Here is a 19,518-nt window from a genome sequence, read left to right on the forward strand (position 1 = left end):
CAAAAAGGGCAGTACCGAAAGTCAGTCAAGCTGACGTTCAGGCACTGCCCTTTTGATTATTTTGCCGCAGGGTCCAAGTACTTGGCGATAAACTTAAATGCGTTGTCGCGCTTCTCGCCGTTGATGCGAATGCCGGCGATGTACTCTTTGCCGATAACCGGCATTCCTTCCAGCATCGGGCTTGCCGAAATATCGACGCCGTACACATGCTGCTCCGGCACATCCTCCGTCGCTGCTTTCAACGCCAGCTCCGGCTTGAAGCCTGTGCCAAGCTTGCTTTCGTTGCTGCCGTCTAGCGGAACGAGCGAGCCGTCCTGCGCAAGCTTAAGGAAATTTTCCTTATCCATAATATAGACATCGGCCTTGTTCATCATGAGGTCGATGATGCTTTTCTGAATCATGGCGGTATCCTGTTGGCTGTTCATCTGCGAAGGCACGTACGTAAAGAACACCTGCACGCGCTTCCAATCCGGGAACTGCGAGACGAACCGGTTCTCGAGCGGCTTCAGGTCGGACATCGGGTAGGTGCCGTCCGAGCTGAAGTATTCGCCGAAGAAGGAGACGCTTACATCGATGGGCGGAAGCTTCGCCAGCTCCGCTTGCTCGTGGCGGTGGTCGATATACGCTTTCGTTCCGAAGATGATGATGAGAATAACCGCAATGGCGCCAAGCACATGGAACTTATAATAGCTGAAAAAATGCTCCGTTTTCTGGACCAGCGGCCCCATCGCCTTATATTTGCCGTAGTTGGCTTCGTTGAACTGCTCGGTCGTCTTCTTGTCTTCCATTTCCAAAATCAATTTGTACGCCCGATTGATATCATCGATGTTGACGCCCTGCGCATCGGCTTGCTCGGACGCTTCGCGCTGCTTGCTCCCTCGTTCTCGGCGGATCATAATAAAATAGCGTTTCTCCACTTCTTCCTTCGCTGCGCCTTCAGGAAGGCCAAGCAACTCATAGGCCTGTTTCAGATTCATAAGCGGGCTACCTTCGCTTTCTCTTAATCTTGTAATCGTGATAGTTGTATTATACTTCGTTTGCCCCTATTCGACAAAATAAAACAAAACGGCCCTCGCCATGTACTTTATGGCAAGGGCGAATAGATGCTTACAGCGTCCATCGAAGCAGCAGCGCGGATTCGGTCAGACCGCCTCCGAAGCCGTACAGGAGCACGAGATCGCCGGTGCGGATTCGGCCTTCCTTGATTGCCAGATCGAGCGCAAGCGGAATCGATGCCGCCGAGGTGTTGCCGAATTGCTTCATGCTGGTCAACGCTTTTTCAAGCGGAATGCCAGTCCGTTCGCAGATCGATTCGACGATCCGCATATTGGCGCTGTGCGGAACGAACCAGTCGATCTCTTCGACGGCGTAGCCGCTGCGGCTCAGCAGCGCCTGAATGCCCTTCGGTACCGTCGTTACCGCCCAGCGGTAGACCTCGCGGCCATTCTGCACGATGAAGCCGTTCTGCTGAATCGGCTGGGCGCCGATGGAAGGGGCGAGGCTGGAGCGGTACAGATGTCGTCCGTCCAAGCCGTTCGTCGCCGAGTAAGAAGCGACAAACGCGCCTTCTTCGCTTCGCTCGACAAGGGCTGCGCCAGCCCCGTCACCGAAAAGGATGCAAGTCGTGCGGTCGGTATAGTCCGTCGCTTTGGACAGCGTTTCCGCGCCGATGACAAGAATTTTATGATAAATGCCGGAGAGCAAGAGACCGTTTGCCAGCTGGAGCGCGGATACGAAGCCGGCGCATGCGGCCTGGATATCGGCTGCGCCGCACTGCGTGATTCCGAACTCCGCCTGCACGCGCGCCGACATGCTCGGGAAGAACGTGTCGGGGGTCGTCGTGGCGACTAGCACATAATCGACGTCCTCGAGCACGACGCCGTAGCGAAGCTGAAGGTCGCGCACGGCGCCAAAGCACATGTCGCTGCAATACTGCTCCTCCGACGCGATTCGCCTTTCTTTAATGCCGGTACGCTGAAAGATCCATTCATCGCTCGTGTCCACCATGGCTTCCAAATCATGATTCGAAAGAACGCGGTCGGGGACATAGGCGCCGAACGCCGTAATGGCGGCAACCGAGCGGAGGGATTCATTCTGCATGGACGGTCAACTCCTTTATTATATGGTATCTGGTACTAGTATCAGGTACTAATTAATTCTAGTTTAGTTTAAAATGTTGGAACAGTCAATGGGTGGCGTATATAGATATTTTGGATTCAGCTGTAATAATTATACGACAAATGAAACATGTGCATACAAGTTTATGTGGTGCTATACTTAGTAGCACATACAAGTGCACATTTAAGCTAGCAAGGGGGCGAGCGTATGAAAGAGAGGGCGTTGCCCAAATACGCACAGCTAAAGAAAGAAATATTGAATTGGCTGGATGTAGGGAAGCTTCAGCCCAATGAGCAGATGCCGTCCGAGAACGAGATTGCCGAGCAATTTGGGCTTAGCCGGCAGACCGTCCGGCAAACGCTCGGCGAGTTGGAGCAGGAGGGAAGACTTTACCGGATTCAAGGGAAGGGTACTTTTGCGGCTGAACCCCGGAGGAGCGAGAATCGTCTGGATGTGCAGTCAATCGGCTTAGTGACGACGTATATTTCCGATTACATCTTCCCGAATATTGTTCGAGGAGCGGAGGCAGCTATACGCGCCAAGGGATATAGCTTGCTGCTCTCCAGTACGGACAACGATAAGGGCAAGGAACGGGACAGCCTCTCGATGCTGACGAGCCAGCCGCTTAGCGGTTTGATTATTGAACCGACCAAGAGCGCGGAGGGCAACCCCAACCTAGACTACTTTCTGGCACTCAATAACCGGCGCATCCCCTATGTTATGATAAATGCAAAATATCCTGAAATCAGCTGTCCTTGTCTCGTTATTGACGACGAAGAAGGAGGGAATTTAGCTGCCGGTCATCTGCTAAAGCTAGGTCATCGCAGAATTGCGGGTTTTTTCAAAACGGACGATCAACAAGGGCTGCTCCGATTGAAAGGGTTTATGCGGGCGCACCAGAGCGAAGGTCATTCGCTTCACCCAGACTTCGTCACCTCTTATCGGACGGAAGAGAAAGCGGAGAAACCGGTTGCGGCAGCGGAGAGACTGTTGGGACGTCCCGAGGGAGAGCGTCCGACGGCGCTTGTCTGTTACAATGACATGCTAGCTCTGCAGCTTCTCGAAGTCATCCGAAAGCTGGGGCTTTCTGTTCCAAACGACGTATCGATCATCGGTTTCGACGATTCTTCCCTTGCTACGGCAACAGAGGTAAAACTGACGACGCTGACTCATCCGAAGGAGAAAATGGGCGAGGATGCAGCACAAATGCTGTTTGAGCTCATTTCGAGCGGCGGAGCGTCCGTCCCCGCATCCAAAATGTACAAGCCTGATTTGGTCATTAGGGAATCCACCCGGAAGTTATCCTAACAAATTCAAAAAAATGATCTAGAATATTTGTACGTACAAGTTTATAATTCAAGTTAGAACGAAAAGTTGTACGAAAGGATGATCATGTTGCTTGAACGGTTAAAGCAAGAGGTTTTGGAAGCCAATCTTGATTTGCCGAAGTATGGTCTCGTTACGTTTACTTGGGGCAATGTCAGTGGTATTGATAGGGATAGAGGTCTTGTGGTCATCAAGCCGAGCGGGGTGCCATACGAGAAGCTTAAGCTCGATGACCTGGTTGTCGTTGATCTCGAGGGCAACAAGGTGGAAGGGGAGCTGAAGCCTTCATCCGATACGCCTACGCATCTCGTTCTGTATAAAGCGTTCCCGAAAGTCGGCGGCATTGTGCATACGCATTCTCCATGGGCTACAAGCTGGGCGCAAGCGGGGCGGCCGATACCGGCGCTGGGAACGACGCATGCGGACTATTTTTACGGAGAAATCCCGGTTACCAGAGCGATGACACGCGAGGAAATCGAGAATGGATATGAGCGGGAAACAGGCAATGTGATCGTGGAAACGTTCAAGGAGCTTGATCCGACTCAAGTGCCAAGCGTGCTTGTGAACAGCCATGCGCCATTCAATTGGGGCAAAGACCCTCATGAGGCTGTACATAATGCCGTCGTGCTGGAAGAGGTCGCGAAGATGGCGCTGCATACCTTTGCCCTGAATCCGGGAATCGGACCGATGGATCAGACGCTGCTTGATAAGCATTTTTTACGCAAACACGGCGCAAGCGCGTACTACGGCCAGACGAAGTAGAATCACAATGGAGGGATACTCGTGAGTCATGACGTGAAAAGCGATATTCAGAACGGCAGAACCGTACTCGGCATCGAATTCGGTTCAACTCGAATCAAAGCAGTGCTTATTGGACCTGATCATACGCCTATCGCATCCGGCAGCCATGACTGGGAGAACAGCTACGCGAACCATATCTGGACTTATAGCTTAGAGGATATTTGGAAGGGCTTACAAGACAGCTATCAGAAGATGGCAAACGATGTGAAGCGGCAATATGGCGTAACCCTGCAGACGATCGGAGCGATCGGATTCAGCGGCATGATGCATGGCTATATGGTTTTCGACGAATCCGGCGAACTGCTCACCCCTTTCCGGACATGGCGAAATAATATTACCGAGCAGGCTTCGGAAGCGCTAAGCGGGTTGTTTAACTTCCATATTCCGCAGCGTTGGAGCATCGCGCATCTCTATCAAGCGATCTTAAACCAGGAAGAGCATGTAGCGAAGATTCGTTTCCAGACCACGCTGGCCGGGTACATCCATTGGAAATTGACAGGTCAGAAGGTCATGGGCGTAGGCGAAGCTTCCGGCGTATTTCCGATCGATATTCATACGAAGAATTATCATGCTTCCATGATGAAGCAGTTCAATGAGTTGATTGCGTCCAAAAACCTTCCTTGGCAGCTTGAGGATATTCTTCCCGCCGTACTGGTCGCGGGCGAAAGCGCAGGCACCCTTACGATCGAAGGGGCGAAGCTGCTGGATGTTACGGGCGAGCTGCAAGCTGGCATTCCGCTTTGTCCGCCGGAGGGAGATGCCGGAACGGGCATGGTTGCGACCAATAGCGTTGCGGTACGCACTGGCAATGTGTCCGCCGGAACCTCCGTATTTGCGATGGTCGTTCTTGAGAAAGAATTGTCCAAAGCCTACGAAGAAATCGATCTCGTCACAACCCCTTCCGGCAACCTCGTAGCGATGGCGCATTCCAATAACTGCTCCTCGGATCTGAACGAGTGGGTAGGCTTATTCGGTCAATTCGCCAAGGCGATGGGAATGGAAGCGGATTCGAATCGGTTATATGGAACGTTATATAACCTGGCACTTCAAGGCGATCCGGATTGCGGCGGATTGTTGGCCTACGGGTACCTGTCGGGTGAGCATATGACGCATTTTGAAGAAGGTCGTCCTTTGTTCGTGCGTTCCGCGGAAAGCAATTTTAATTTGGCTAATTTCATGCGCGTTCATCTATTTACGGCATTGGGAGCCTTGAGTATCGGCATGGATATTCTGCTCAAACAAGAAGCCGTGAAGCTGGACGAAATTTTAGGTCATGGCGGTTTCTTCAAAACCGAGGGCGTAGGGCAAAAGATCATGGCCGGTGCGCTAAATGTTCCGGTTTCCGTCATGGAAACGGCCGGAGAGGGCGGAGCATGGGGGATTGCCTTGTTGGCCTCTTTCATGATGAACCGGGCGGAGCAAGAACCGTTGGAAGAGTATTTGAACAGAAAGGTGTTCGCAGGAAAAGCCGGGGTTTCCGTCCAGCCTGATCCTAAGGACGCTGCAGGTTTCGAAGCTTTCATGAAGCGCTACACCAAGGGGCTCGCGATCGAAAGAGCCGCAGTAGAATTTCTAAACGAGAACAATAACGGGACGAAAGGGGCATGAACATGTTAAACGTGAAGCCTTACGAGTTTTGGTTTTTAACCGGGAGCCAGCATCTTTACGGCGTTGAAACCCTTATGGAAGTTGAAGCCCATTCTAAAGAGATGGTAGAAGGGTTGAATTTGGATCCGTCCATCTCTTATAAAATTGTTTTCAAGGCGCTTTTAACCACTCCGGAGGATATTCGAAAAACATTGATCGAGGCCAGCAGCAACGAGTTATGCGCCGGGGTCATTACGTGGATGCACACATTCTCTCCGTCGAAAATGTGGATTGCGGGCTTGGCGCAGTTAAACAAGCCGCATTTGCATTTCGCAACGCAGTACAACCGGGAAATTCCATGGAGCACGATCGACATGGATTTCATGAACACGAACCAGGCCGCTCATGGCGATCGCGAGCATGGATTCATCGGGACTCGAATGGGACGTTCACGCAAAGTCGTATTCGGTCACTGGGAAAATAACGCGGTTCGATCCCAAATTGGCAGCTGGCAAAGAACCGCAGTTGCTTTCAGCGAGAGCAAGACGTTGAAAGTAGCCCGTTTCGGCGACAATATGAGACAGGTTGCCGTAACGGAAGGCGACAAGGTAGAGGCGGAAATTCGCTTCGGATGGTCGGTTAACACGTACGGTGTCGGCGATTTGGCTCAGCGAGTAAGAGAGGTTTCGAAGGAAGCGGTCGATGTTCTGGTTGCCCAGTACGAGCAAGAGTACACGTTGGTGGCGGATACGGAGGAGAAGCGGCAAGCCATTGCGTATCAAGCGCGGCTTGAGCTGGCCATGCGAAGTTTCCTCGAAGAGGGAGGGTTCACCGCGTTCACCACGACCTTCGAGGACCTGCATGGATTAGAGCAACTGCCTGGCTTGGCTGTTCAACGGTTGATGGCCGATGGTTACGGGTTTGGCGGCGAAGGGGATTGGAAAACGGCTTCGCTCGTACGTTTAATGAAAATTATGGCCGACGGCAAAGGTACGTCCTTCATGGAGGATTATACGTATCATCTAGAGCCGGGCAATGAGCTGGTCTTGGGCGCTCATATGTTGGAAATTTGTCCGACCATTGCGGACGGCAAGCCACGCATTGAGGTCCATCCGCTCGGAATCGGCGGCAAAGCGGATCCGGCGCGTATGGTATTCAACGGTCGGAGCGGTTCGGCGATTAATGCGAGCATCATCGATCTTGGCCATCGCTTCCGCCTGCTTGTTAATAAAGTGAACGCTGTGGAAGTGGCGGAAGTAATGCCTAAGCTGCCTGTAGCACGGGTACTCTGGCAGGTGCTGCCGAATCTGAAGGATGGCGTCGAGGCGTGGATTTTGGCCGGCGGGGCGCATCATACCGGATTCTCATATGAGGTTACGACGGAACAAATGGTAGACTTCGCCGAAATGTTCGGCATTGAGGCCGTCGTCATTGACGAGCGTACGGATCGGATCGGTTTTCCTAATCAGCTTCGTTTAAGCCAATCCGCTTGGAGAAACGGGTAGCCTTAACGAATCAAGTGTTTTGTTCGATCTTCTATCTTAACTATTAGGTGACGCGGGCCACTCCGAAAGGGGTGGCCTTTGTTTCGTCCATCTGGGTCAGTCCCATATGATCTCCGCCCGCAATCCGCCTAATGGCGAAGGGGAGAAGATAATCAAAGGGCTCTTGCATATAAAGCGAGAGCCTATTTTATTGTAATTTTTCGCTAAAAAAGGAGATCAGATGTATATTCTCGAACAAGTATTCACAGATAATTTTGGTCCAAAGAGGAGCAGTTTTAGTGAATCAGAAGCTAAGGGATTATTTCAACCAATGTTTAAAACCGCTCGGTTTTACTTCATTGGATTCGATCTGAATTTTTAAGTGAATTTGTGCCGTTACTAAAATTATAGGAAAGCGAGGCGGTCAAGTGAAAAAAGGTAATAATATGCTAATTTTACGCCGGAATATGGGCCTGTAACAGAATTTCTTAAAGGCCGAAGAAGCAGATATATGATGAATTTCATGGAAAAGGCGTATTATATATAGAATGTTGCAGATCTTCTGCGCGGTGACTTCAAGCAGAGCGAAATAAGAAAAATGAAAGAGTGTACATAGTATTATTAGCCATAGGTCCAGCTGCAAAGTGGCGGCAATACCCATAGTATATTTGTCAAAGTTATGATCATATCTCTTGGTACAGGATATCATTGAGGTTACTTTTCCAAAGTAAACCATGAATGGAATGAAATCCTGCAAGGCACATCACCAATAAAGGATGTAGTGTATCTTGTGGCCTATTTGCTGAGCATCCACTTAGCTTAAAAGATGAGGTGTAGAATATAAATATGGACAAAGAGTACCGGGCTAATAGGAATGAAACGTTCCTTAAGAATTTATTCTCATACTTCTTAATTATCTTTATAAGTATCATAATTAGTACTGTTGCTTATTTTATTTCTGTGAAGATCATCCAGGAGGAGATAGATAAAGCACACTATAATTCATTAAATCAAGTTAAGCGAATTGTGGATGACAGACTAAGCGAAGTCAGCAAACTTTTTCTTCAGATAGGTTTGGATCAAAAAATCCAGATAGCCATGAAATATGGTGCCAGCCTTAAGCCCGGCGAAATCTTCAACTTGGCACAGATACAAAAGGATTTACTAAAATATAAACTAACAAATCCCATAATTAAAGAGATATATATTTATTTTAGCAATAACGAAATAATATTATACGATAATGGGAAAATTCCATTGGATGCACTGGATAAAGCTGAATTGTCCAGTAATCCTATTTTAACCAGACAATGGTTGGAAGGAAAGGAAGTTGGGTTTATTCCATATAAGGATAATAACTTACAAAATGAAATTGTTTTTATGGAGTCTCTATCCATTCCCAGAAAAAAGAATATGTCAGGAAAATTAATTGTTGTTTTCGATAAGAAGATAATAAATCCTTTGATCGAGGGATTAAAATGGATTGATGAAAATGAAATTTTGATTGTTGATAAATATAATAGAGCGTTTCTGTTTGGAGAAAAATACGACTCTTTTGGTTTAATAAATGAGGAAAACTTCGATAATCTTACATCGACTAATAATAGTAAAGAATACGTCACTTCACATGTCTCATCAAATATTACCCAATGGAAATATATATCGGTTATACCACGACATATATATTTCGGAAGGGTAAACCAAGTAAAGAATGTAATATATGTATGCCTGTTTTTGTGTTTGCTATTTGGAGGCTTCGTTGCATATTTCTTTGCGTATAGAAATTATAAACCAATGAATAAATTAATCCAATTTATCAGGAGTGAAATAAAGCATTCTTATACTAGAGAAGAAAACGAATATGATTTTATAAAAAATGTTTTGGAAAAAGTATTCAAAGAAAAAGAAGTGATTCATGTACAAATCTCAAAACAGCGGGACAAGTTAAGAAACCAGTTTATGACTAAGTTGGTTAAGGGGAAGCTTCACTTTGACGGGGTTGAGGAAATGCTTGTATTATATGACATTCAGATCTCCAATGATAACTTTTATGTGGTAATGGTATTTTATGATATTGGTAAGGATGAAGATATGGACAACTTGGATATGGCTAATTTTGTAGTGCATAATATTGCGGAAGAATTGGTAAACGAAAAATTTCGAAGTTTTTATCTACAAGATGATGACTATAGTATTTGTTTGGTTGATATTGGGAAAGAAGATTTACATGGTTCGGAAAGAGATATAAAAGCTATTGTACAACAGATTAAAAAATTCACTCAGGAGAAGTTCGGAATTTCCCTATCTGTTGCTATTAGTCAATATGAAAAAGGTTTTTCTGGCATATCCCAAGCTTATAAAGAAGCTGTAGAGGTTATGGAATATCATATTTTGATGGGCCGAAGTGAAGTTTTATCGTATAGTGATTTGCAGCGATATAATAATACGAATCATCACAATCATTTACTTCATGATGAGCATCAGTTTATCAACTATGTTTTAGTTATGGATTACGATAACGCTAAAAGGGTATTTAATACCATCATACAGGAATGGTTCATTAATGATATGCCTTCATTACAACTAGCCAAATGCAGAATGTATAGCATTATTAATTCTCTTATAATTGCCCTGAAAGAACTGAAGAAATCGCATGGGGAAGAGTTTATTCAAAATGTTCAGCTTATCGATCGTTTACTACAATGTGAATCTTTAAGTGAGTTGAAACATGAAATTGATGAAATGATGGATCGAATCGAGGTGTATTTTAAGAGGGATGATCCTTATAAGAGGGAAGAAATTCATAAAAAGGTTATGTCTTATATCAAAGAGCATTATAGTGTGCAGGAGCTTAATGTTTCCAAGATTGCTGATGAATTTCAAATAGACGTACCCTATTTATCAAAGTCTTTTAAGAAAGCAACTGGAATTGGACCTTTAAAGTTTTTGCATATGATAAGAATTGATAAGGCTAAGGAGTTATTGGTAAATACGAATACGAACATAAGGGAAATTTCTACTGAGGTAGGATATATAAGTACTGTAAGTTTTACAAGAGTATTTAAACAATATGAAGGTATTACACCAGGAGCATATAGGAATATCATGAAGTAATATAGATAAACCCAATGTTTGTGCAGAGGACAAAAATTGTATGTTAGCAAGAAATGAATGTAAATTGGATGTATAGAGAGCATTACAAATAATGAAAACCAGTAAAAAGTGTTTGTTTACCATTTTATAAATGAATCGTATAGTTTGATTGAAGGCGCCGGTTTCAACGTTTTAAAGTGGTTCAAGAGTTCATTTTGAAAGCGGTTACAAAAAATGTTCTTAAAGGGAGGAAGAAGAATGTACAAACGTGTACTTGGAATTGTATTGGCAATTGCCCTTATAATTTCAGTCGCAGCATGTTCAAGCTCCGAGGAACCCAAGGATACTACGAAACAAGAAGCCGAGGATAATACTACGAAACAAGGACCCATCAAGGTTAGCGTGGGACTTCCTGAGATTGTAAACGCTAAGTTCGCACCAGGCGAGGATTATTCCAATAATCTTTGGACCAAATTGTTCAAGGAAAAATTCAATATTGATGTGGAAGTGGATTGGGTAACGACTGAGTACGACACAAAGATCAACCTTGCGATTGCATCCGGCGAATTGCCAGATATGTTCACGGTAAACATAGTACAACTCAACCAGCTTATGGAAGCTGGAATGCTTGAGGATTTAACGAGTTCTTACGAGCAATATGCCTCACCATCTCTTAAAGAGATGATTGAACCAAACCGGGACATCGTTGAAACTGCCATGCATGATGGTAAGCTAATGGCTATACCCAGACTGCACTATGGTGATGAAACTTCTACTTCGTTCCTATGGGCAAGAAAAGACTGGTTAGAGGGGAACGGCATTAAAGAAGTCAAAACTATTGAGGATTTTGAGAACATGATGGAGGCGTTTAAAACGAACAATGGTGCTAAATTCGGTACCATGCTCGATAAAACCCTCGGTGCATTCTTCGAAATGGCTAGTTCATTCCACGCTTATCCCAAGATCTGGGTGGATGGCCCCGACGGTAAAATCGTCTATGGTGCAACCTTGCCAGAGACGAAAAATGCTCTTGCCAAATGGGCTGAATGGTATAAAAAAGGCTATATCAATAAGGACTTTGCCACAATGGACAGCGCTGCCATGCTGCGGGATGCATATAATGGAGAAGTCGGTACATATGCACAGCAAAACTGGGCTGGCTGGCAAGTTGGTGCAGACATGGTTAAGAATGAAGGAGATGGCACCTACTTTGTGTCCATGAACCTGCCCAGTGTAGATAGCGATAAAATCCTTTATCCAAGACAATTCAGCAACAGCGTATACAGTGTTGTCCGTAAGGGCTATGAACACCCCGAGGTGCTTGTCGAGCTGATAAACACATACATTGATGTTCTGGATGACTCCATTGGCAACGGAACCATGACCCTTGAGGAAGTCCTGCCCTTTAACACCAATGACATGCACCATATCACCGGTCCGTTCAAGGTTGAGTTCGCCCATTATCAAGACATCAAGGATGTATCTTCTTCGATCATTACAGGTAAAGAGAATCTTGGATCAGGAAACGCGGTGTTGTTCTACAATGAAATCTTGAAGTGGAAGAATGGGGGAGATTTGGTTGGTTTAGGCCGTTATCTTCAGATGGGTCATGAAACAGCATCACTCGTCCTGGGAATCTCTCATGTTGACAATGATCAAATCAAAAAAACCAAGGTATGGGGTGCAATGCCACAGGCCATGCTTGATTACGGTACCACACTCGATGACCTGCTGATTGAGGGTTATACAAAAATTATCATGGGTGTTGAAGATATCAGCTATTACGATACCTTGATTGAAGCTTGGAGACACGCTGGCGGTAACGAAGTAACGGAAGCCGTCAACAAGATGTACGGAAAGAAATAATTAAACTGTCAGAGATCTCCTTGCGTCATAAGATGCAAGGAGATCTCTACAGTGTAAAGTCCGTATTCTAGGAGGATTCAGCGATGCAATCATTACTGTTTACGTTACGTAAGCAATGGCAATATCATGTTTTGTTAATCCCCGCAGTTGTCTTGATATTTATATTCAATTACATCCCTCTATATGGACTTATCATTGCATTTCAAAGATACAATCCGTCCATGGGCTTTCAGTCTCCTTGGGTCGGTCTCGACAATTTTACACGTGTGTTTAGCCAGCCCAACTTTGTACAAACAATTTGGAACACTTTATTCATAGCAGGGTTCCAAATTATAGGTGGTATCATTGTGCCTGTTGTGTTTTCACTCCTGCTCAACGAGGTGCGTAAAGTTTCGGCAAAGCGTGTTTTTCAAACCATTATCTATTTGCCTTATTTTCTGTCTTGGGTTATCCTGGCAGGCGTTATGATTGATATTCTAAGTCGTGAGGGGATCATGAATACTTTCCTGTCTTTATTTAACATAGGGCCTATTTCATTTTTAGGTGACCCGAAAACATTTCGATGGACGATGATTGTCTCAGAGATATGGAAAAGCTTTGGTTTCGGAACTGTTATTTTTTTGGCAGCGCTGACCAGTATAGACCCCGGTCTGTATGAATCTGCTATCGTGGACGGGGCAAAACGATGGAAGCAGACATGGTACATCACCATTCCTTCGATCATGCCCATAATTGTTCTGATGACCATTCTATCACTGGGAAACTTATTGAACGCTGGTTTTGATCAGATCTACAACCTATACTCACCGATCGTTTATTCTACTGGCGATATCATTGACACCTATGTGTACCGTTTGGGTATCCAGCAGGCTCAGTATTCAGTCGGAACGGCGGTTGGAATGTTCAAGGCCTTGATTGCAGCCTTTATGATTTTGACGTCCTATTATCTTGCTGACAGGTTTGCCGGTTACAGGGTATTATAGTTGTTTGTCTATTCATAGGATTTTGAAAAGAGGGGATTTAAGTCATGGTGAATTATCGATCACCGGCTCGTACAGCTTTTGTTGTGTTTAATACGATCTTTTTATCTCTTACAGCTATTGCATGTATTATACCTTTCATTCATCTTTTGGCCATATCATTCAGTGGATCTTCCGCTGTTGCAGCTGGCAAGGTCGTTTTCTGGCCTGTTGACTTAACGACGGTATCGTATGAATTCGCCTTCCGGGGTGGTAAGTTTTTACCAGCTTTGTGGGTAAGCATTTGGCGGGTGTTGCTTGGTGTGATCGTAAACCTTGCGCTGATTGTTATAACCGCCTATCCTCTCTCAAAAAATAAGGACAAGGTTTTCGGGCGCAATATATATATGATGTACTTTGTCGTAACCATAATTATTAATGGGGGTTTGATCCCTACATATATATTAGTCACAAAAATGGGGCTTTTGAATAGTATATGGGCGTTGATTCTGCCTGGAGCGCTGCCAATATTCAGCATGATCATCGTGATGAACTTTATGAGAGGCCTGCCGGAAGAAATAGAGCAGGCTGCGATGATCGATGGTGCCGGAGTGTTTGATACCTTGTTCCGTGTTATGCTGCCACTGTTGACTCCAGCGTTGGCGACAGTAGGTCTGTTTTCAGTCGTTAGTCACTGGAACGATTGGTTTAGTGGATTGATTTACATGCAAGACAGCAAAAATTATCCTTTGCAGACTTATTTGCATACGCTGATCATTGATTTTGAAGAAGTCATACGTATGGCTCAGGGCGACACTGCTAAGATTCTTGCTTACATGAATGTCCGCACAGGCCGGGCGGCTCAGTTGTTCCTTGCAACAATACCTGTCTTGCTGGTTTACCCATTCATCCAGAAATATTTCACTACAGGATTAGTCCTTGGAAGTGTTAAGGGCTAAATTGTGTAAACTGGTACTAGTGAGAGGTCGTACAGCACTAATTTCGCCTGCATCTTTTCCTTGGCGTACCGTTTTCCCGAAACGAGCTCAAGCAGGAGTTTTTCTTTGAGAACGGGAATATCGGCTTGAGCAGATAATCATCCGCTTTGTTCCGAATGGCCTGCTGCGCGTAAGCGAAATCGGAATAGCCCGTCAAAAAGATGCATCTGGTTTGCGGAGAGATCGCGTGGATTTTTTCAATCAGCTCAAGACCGGACATTTCGGGCATCCGAATGTCGGAAATGATGATATCGACGGCATGCGTCTCCAGAATTTCGATCGCTTCATCGCCGCAGTACGCTCTGAACACATGCTCGATATCATGTTCGATCCAAGGGATATTGTCGGCCAGACAGTCGACGTGGTCCGGCTCATCATCGACAAACATGATCTGAAACAAGCATCGTCACCTCCGTTGTGCAGGGTAACAACCATTTCGACCCGCGGGTGACAACTCCTTCATGCCGGGGCTCGTTCCAGAAGAAGTTAATCAAGTTGAGGAGGAATCGGAATGTTATTCACGGAAGAACAGGTATCCCGTTACGACAGGGATGGATATGTGCTTGTCAATCAGCTGTTTACCCGCTATGAGATTGACCTGCTGCTTCAAGAGGTTGAAGGCGGAGATCGGGTGGCGGGTTCTACATATAGCACGGATGACAGCTCCGGACTTAAAGCAAAGCTTGCGATTTGGTTCGAGCTCGGCCCCGATTTATGGTCGGCTGTGTCGACAAGCCCGCGCCTCGTTCACAACGTGAGTAAATTATTGGGCGAGGACGCCGCTTTCTTTCACGGCAAAGTGATGATGAAGGAGGCTCGTTCCGGCGGGGCTTGGGAGTGGCATCAAGATTACGGCTATTGGTACGATCAAGGCTTCATTTATCCGAACATGATCAGCGTGTTTATTGCACTCGACGCGGCCACTCAAGAGAATGGCTGTTTGCAGGTGCTTCGCGGCTCGCACAAGCTCGGCAGGCTGGAGCACGGCAAGGTAGGCAGCCAAACCGGCGCCGACGGAAGACGCATCCATCATATCGAGTCGATGTTCGAGCTTGTCCACTGCGAGATGGAGCCGGGCTCCGCGCTGTTCTTTCACAGCAATCTGCTGCATAGTTCCGCTCCGAACCTGTCGGATCGTCACCGGCGCACTTTCGTCTCCTGCTACAATGCGGTAAGCAATCCGCAGATCGAGGGTGAAAGGTTTAAGCGGTATGACATCTGCCCGGTGGGTACGGACGATTTAATGAACAAGGCGTAACCATATTCTCATAGCAAAGCGCAGGCCGGCATGCCGGTCTGCGCTTTCAGTTTACAAACTGCATTCGAAATCTTTCAAAAGTCGAATCTGACCATAAAACGATTATTTTAATATGCTTTTCTTGCGGATAGAACCGATGATCCACAATAATAAAGGAATGCCTAGTATATTTACTGGCAATATCACTGCTAGCCAAAACTTCGCGTAAACCTGGGAATCGTTAATGCTTCGCGGCAAAAGCGCGATTCCAAATACGATAAGAGCTATGAACCAAATTGTATGTTTCCATTTTTTTATATGAAAAAATTGCGCTGTTCCGTAGCTGGTAATGAACAGATATAGGGATAGTTTAATAAAAATACCGATAATCCAAAGCAAGACGGCCAATACATCGACGTTCTGAATAAATTCCATGACCGAAATAAATGTTACGGCGGAATAAAGGGGATAGATCAATTTAGCCGATATATTCGGACCAAAGACCATAATGACTATAAACGTCATGACCAAAACGGCAATCGAAGCGGCCGCAACCCCTAATACGGAAGAGGTCATGGCCTGATTTGGCTTCGTCATAAAGGAAATGAGCATGATCACGATTACGGATTCTCCAAGGAAGGAAGCAGGAGATAAACTTGCTTTAGCGATGGATACGTATCCCGTGTTGTAATAAACAGGCAGTAATTTAAGCCAATCCCAATCTTTAAAACTAAACAAAATGATGAGAATAATGCCTACCACGGTGACGGGACCGATGATTTCACTGCAACGGCCGATACCTCTAATTCCTCCGGAGTAGGTAACATAAACCATTGCACCTAACATAACGAGAATAATGAACCATAGAGGCGTCGAACTGAATAAGGCAAGATAAACAAAATCCGCGTATTCTCTTAAAATGATTCCGATCACGGAAATCCACACGCAGAAGTAAATAAATATGATGATTTTTCCTAACCACTTTCCGAGTATCAACTGACTGTATTGAATAAAGGTTTTTTCCGGGTAAAGCAAGCTTAATTTAACTGCTATGAAAATAACAAGTAAACTGATCAAGGTCGCTATAATCATTGAAATCCAAGCGTCTTGTTTGGCTAGAGATACGGTTGGCGAGATCGTGAAAAGTGCGGTCATGCAAAATTCCATCGTGAAAATCAGCCAAAACAGCTGATAACCGGAGATTTTCATTTTTTAATCTCTCTTTCTTTAAATTGGAGCGAAGGCCCTACTAAACCAATCTGCTTTAATTTTATATGAACGTTAACCGTAACTTGAATTTCCGGAAAAATGTTATCCCAGTTCCGATTTAATTCTTTCCATTTAATAGGGTGCTGTCGATTAAGGACTTCATTAAAACCCAATACATCGGTTCCATATTGTTTTTGGACTTTAGTGATCATTTCAAGGACATGCTCGCTATTGCTCTTGTTGATTTTGTTCTGTACAAGTTTCCAATTATGGAGTTGGGTTAGATCTAAATTCGTGTTATTCTCGTTAATGAGTCCCACTCCACTTAACGTTATATCCATCTTTACCTTCTTTTCAGATGTAATGCTGGACTTTAGTTTACTCCTGAAATTGGTAACAATGACGCCGACGGTCCCATCTCCTTCGGGAATGTCTTCCACTACTTCCAAGTAAGATATTCCTTTAAGAATCCACTGCCGATAAGCGCCCTCAACAAAATTCAAATAGCCAACTAATTTATAATCGTGGTTAAAGATAGCCCGACCGTAAAATCGAATCGTCTCTTGGGGGGAAGCTCCTTGCACGATATCTACGACAGGCAAAGTAGGGCAGCTCCCTTCTGCGCTTGAGGCCATTAAAAAGTCGAGATAAGATTTTCCCACCGTGCCCCCGACGGCTTTATAGATCTTGTTTGATGCGACAGAAGGAATTTTCTCAAGAGGGTAGAGTACTTTCAAAGCTTCTAAGCCTGTATTTCCTTTGACCACCCAAATATCCAATCGGATTCGATTGCCCGGATCTCGAGAAAACACATCCAGCATGTCTTCGATTCCATTTTTGGCCAGTTTTTCTCCGATATAAAAATTGTGTCGATGACCGCGGGCTATGGTTCTGGAAAGTTTTTGGCGCACACCCTGAATTGATTTAAGAATGGATTTACCTTCACCGGTCTCGATATAATAAGATTTTTCGCTGCCGGATGCTCCTTGTTCTATTCTGGAGGGGATAATAAATTGCCCAGCCGTTAAATACGTTCCGTCATCTCTAAGATCAGCCGATGCGGCCAAATCAAATACTCTGTCCGAGAGTTCATGCCGATCCCAGCAGCCTGTTAATAAAACGATGCAGAGTATTAATATCATGGACGCTGCCAGGCGGTTTATCATGCTGCTTCATCTCCTCGGTTCCCGATTGGTTCTGGGGATACGCATCTTGTTTCGGGTAGAACCGGATAACGGTAATGTATGCATGCTCCATCTTGGAGCGCGGATTAAAACATCCTTTAATTCGCTTCTTGACAGTGGAGCTAACGGACTTAAAAAGGGGACGCCAAATGATTCAAGATTGGTTAGGTGAATGAGAAGAAATATAGTCGCCATCGTAATTCCGTATAATCCGAACATCCCCGAACAAATAAGCATCGGAAAACGGAGCATTCGAAAAGCCATTCCCATACTGTATCTTGGAGTGACGAGAGAAGCAATTCCCGTCAGGGAAACAACGATGACCATCGGAGCAGATACGATTCCTGCCTGAACGGCTGCTTGTCCAATAACCAGAGCCCCGACAATACTGATTGCTGAGCCAGTTGGCTTCGGCATTCGTATCCCGGCCTCGCGTAACCCCTCAAATAAAAATTCTACCAATAGTACTTCAATGACAGCCGGGAAAGGTACCCCTTCACGGGCGGATGTGATACTGAGTAAGAACATTGTGGGTAACAATTGCGGATGAAACGTCGTAATCGCTACAAAAATAGAAGGTAAAAATAGTGAAGTAGTAACCAATAGCATTCGCAGCCAACGAATCAAAGTAGCGTAAATAAATCGCTCATAATAGTCATCGGCCGACTGAAATGCGTTCCAAAAAGTAAAGGGGACGATAAGTACAAAAGGTGTGCCATCTATAAAAATCGCTACTTTTCTTTCTGCGAGAGATGAGGCAACAATATCCGGGCGTTCGGTATTCTGCACTTGAGGGAATAGTGAGAATGGGTGATCTTCAATAAACTCCTCGATAAAATTCCCGCCAAGTAAGGTATCAATCTCAATTTGGCTGATTCGATTTCGAACTTCTTCGAGGATCGAATCTTTTGCAATGCCTTCAATATAAGCAATGACAACAGTGGTTTTCGAAAGATTGCCAATGGTCATGGACTCCATTTTAAGTTTAGCGCTTTGAATTTTCCTGCGAAGAAGGCTTGTATTCACATTAATGTTTTCCGTAAAGCTTTCTCTTGGGCCTCTAATGGTAATCTCGGCTATAGGCTCTTCAATGGCCCGATCTTCGAAGCCTTTCAAATCAGCTATAACTGCATGGTCCACTCCGTCTGACAGGATTACGACATTAGCAGATAAAATCCCTTGAACAATATTCCCCATTGTTCCCGTTGTTTTTGTTTTTGCGATGGAAACCAACTGTTGTTCTAAGAGTAAATCCGCTGAGTTTAACTCCCCTAAGCCGGGACGGGGAGTTTCTAACATCCAAGGTTTAATTAAGATATTGTCTAATGCTTTGGTATCCACCAAACCATCCAAATAAACCAATAGAGTATTTATTTGTCCGTAAATTTGAATACGCCGAAAGACAATATCATAACAATTCTGAAAAATAGTCTTGATTATGAGTTCATTCGTCTCTAGCGATTTGCTTATCGGGTCATTAAGCGCGCTATCAGTCAGGTTAGAGCTTGAATTTTGTGCAGTAGACAAGGCGGTTCTCCTCCTAACACATACACGACCAAAAGGACGGTGTGATTGTTAGTGATGATATTCTTTCATCATTCCTCAATTAATTTTGAGCTATACATATTTTTACATTTCGCGTCCGCGGAAGAAGTC

The 19,518-nt window shown here is 45.2% G+C and carries 15 protein-coding genes; 9 read left to right on the forward strand and 6 right to left on the reverse strand.

All coding sequences use genetic code 11. The annotated features are described in order from the left end of the window. Positions 1 to 56: 56 nt before the first annotated feature. Complete coding sequence (locus tag DL346_RS02780; RefSeq protein ID WP_112880547.1) at positions 57 to 977, reverse strand: J domain-containing protein; 921 nt, start codon at positions 975 to 977, stop codon at positions 57 to 59. Between the two features lie 130 nt (positions 978 to 1,107). After that, the gene (locus tag DL346_RS02785; protein WP_112880548.1) at positions 1,108 to 2,100 is read right to left on the reverse strand and encodes a ketoacyl-ACP synthase III; all 993 of its coding nucleotides are present in this window, start codon (positions 2,098 to 2,100) and stop codon (positions 1,108 to 1,110) included. Positions 2,101 to 2,325: 225 nt separating this feature from the next. Here DL346_RS02785 and DL346_RS02790 point away from each other — a divergent pair, with 225 nt between their 5' ends. From DL346_RS02790 to DL346_RS02825, 8 genes are all read left to right on the forward strand, one after another. Next, positions 2,326 to 3,426, forward strand: a complete 1,101-nt coding sequence (locus DL346_RS02790) for a GntR family transcriptional regulator (RefSeq protein ID WP_112880549.1) — start codon at positions 2,326 to 2,328, stop codon at positions 3,424 to 3,426. A gap of 87 nt (positions 3,427 to 3,513) precedes the next feature. Continuing rightward, entirely contained in the window at positions 3,514 to 4,206 is a 693-nt protein-coding gene (gene araD, locus DL346_RS02795; protein ID WP_112881751.1) for an L-ribulose-5-phosphate 4-epimerase, read from the forward strand. A gap of 21 nt (positions 4,207 to 4,227) precedes the next feature. After that, on the forward strand, positions 4,228 to 5,853 hold the full coding sequence (locus tag DL346_RS02800) for a xylulokinase (RefSeq protein ID WP_112880550.1): 1,626 nt from the start codon (positions 4,228 to 4,230) through the stop codon (positions 5,851 to 5,853). A 2-nt stretch (positions 5,854 to 5,855) separates the two neighbouring features. Beyond that, on the forward strand, positions 5,856 to 7,337 hold the full coding sequence (gene araA / locus DL346_RS02805) for an L-arabinose isomerase (RefSeq protein ID WP_112880551.1): 1,482 nt from the start codon (positions 5,856 to 5,858) through the stop codon (positions 7,335 to 7,337). 825 nt (positions 7,338 to 8,162) lie between these two features. After that, complete coding sequence (locus DL346_RS02810) at positions 8,163 to 10,430, forward strand: helix-turn-helix domain-containing protein (RefSeq protein ID WP_112880552.1); 2,268 nt, start codon at positions 8,163 to 8,165, stop codon at positions 10,428 to 10,430. A gap of 237 nt (positions 10,431 to 10,667) precedes the next feature. Continuing rightward, positions 10,668 to 12,275, forward strand: coding sequence for a type 2 periplasmic-binding domain-containing protein (locus tag DL346_RS02815; RefSeq protein ID WP_165822347.1), 1,608 nt, complete (start codon positions 10,668 to 10,670; stop codon positions 12,273 to 12,275). Positions 12,276 to 12,358: 83 nt separating this feature from the next. Next, positions 12,359 to 13,258: an ABC transporter permease gene (locus DL346_RS02820; RefSeq protein WP_112880554.1), complete on the forward strand. Its 900-nt coding sequence runs from the start codon at positions 12,359 to 12,361 to the stop codon at positions 13,256 to 13,258. 44 nt (positions 13,259 to 13,302) lie between these two features. After that, the gene (locus DL346_RS02825; RefSeq protein WP_112880555.1) at positions 13,303 to 14,193 is read left to right on the forward strand and encodes a carbohydrate ABC transporter permease; all 891 of its coding nucleotides are present in this window, start codon (positions 13,303 to 13,305) and stop codon (positions 14,191 to 14,193) included. Between the two features lie 37 nt (positions 14,194 to 14,230). On the opposite strand, the gene DL346_RS02830 is transcribed toward DL346_RS02825, so the two are convergent. Continuing rightward, on the reverse strand, positions 14,231 to 14,632 hold the full coding sequence (locus tag DL346_RS02830; RefSeq protein WP_112880556.1) for a response regulator: 402 nt from the start codon (positions 14,630 to 14,632) through the stop codon (positions 14,231 to 14,233). A gap of 111 nt (positions 14,633 to 14,743) precedes the next feature. On the opposite strand from DL346_RS02830, the gene DL346_RS02835 reads away from it, so the two are divergent. Next, positions 14,744 to 15,490, forward strand: coding sequence for a phytanoyl-CoA dioxygenase family protein (locus DL346_RS02835; RefSeq protein WP_112880557.1), 747 nt, complete (start codon positions 14,744 to 14,746; stop codon positions 15,488 to 15,490). Between the two features lie 102 nt (positions 15,491 to 15,592). Here DL346_RS02835 and DL346_RS02840 read toward each other — a convergent pair whose 3' ends face one another. From DL346_RS02840 to DL346_RS02850, 3 genes are read right to left on the reverse strand one after another with little or no spacing between them, the layout of a single operon-like run. Continuing rightward, complete coding sequence (locus tag DL346_RS02840) at positions 15,593 to 16,678, reverse strand: GerAB/ArcD/ProY family transporter (RefSeq protein ID WP_112880558.1); 1,086 nt, start codon at positions 16,676 to 16,678, stop codon at positions 15,593 to 15,595. After that, positions 16,675 to 17,844: a Ger(x)C family spore germination protein gene (locus tag DL346_RS02845; RefSeq protein WP_112880559.1), complete on the reverse strand. Its 1,170-nt coding sequence runs from the start codon at positions 17,842 to 17,844 to the stop codon at positions 16,675 to 16,677. The genes DL346_RS02840 and DL346_RS02845 overlap by 4 nt, the downstream gene beginning before the upstream one ends. Positions 17,845 to 17,850: 6 nt before the next feature. After that, positions 17,851 to 19,389: a spore germination protein gene (locus DL346_RS02850; protein WP_112880560.1), complete on the reverse strand. Its 1,539-nt coding sequence runs from the start codon at positions 19,387 to 19,389 to the stop codon at positions 17,851 to 17,853. Positions 19,390 to 19,518: the final 129 nt, after the last annotated feature.

Origin of the sequence: Paenibacillus montanisoli, assembly GCF_003268025.1 — a bacterium.
Taxonomy (GTDB): Bacteria; Bacillota; Bacilli; order Paenibacillales; family Paenibacillaceae; genus Paenibacillus_Z; species Paenibacillus_Z montanisoli.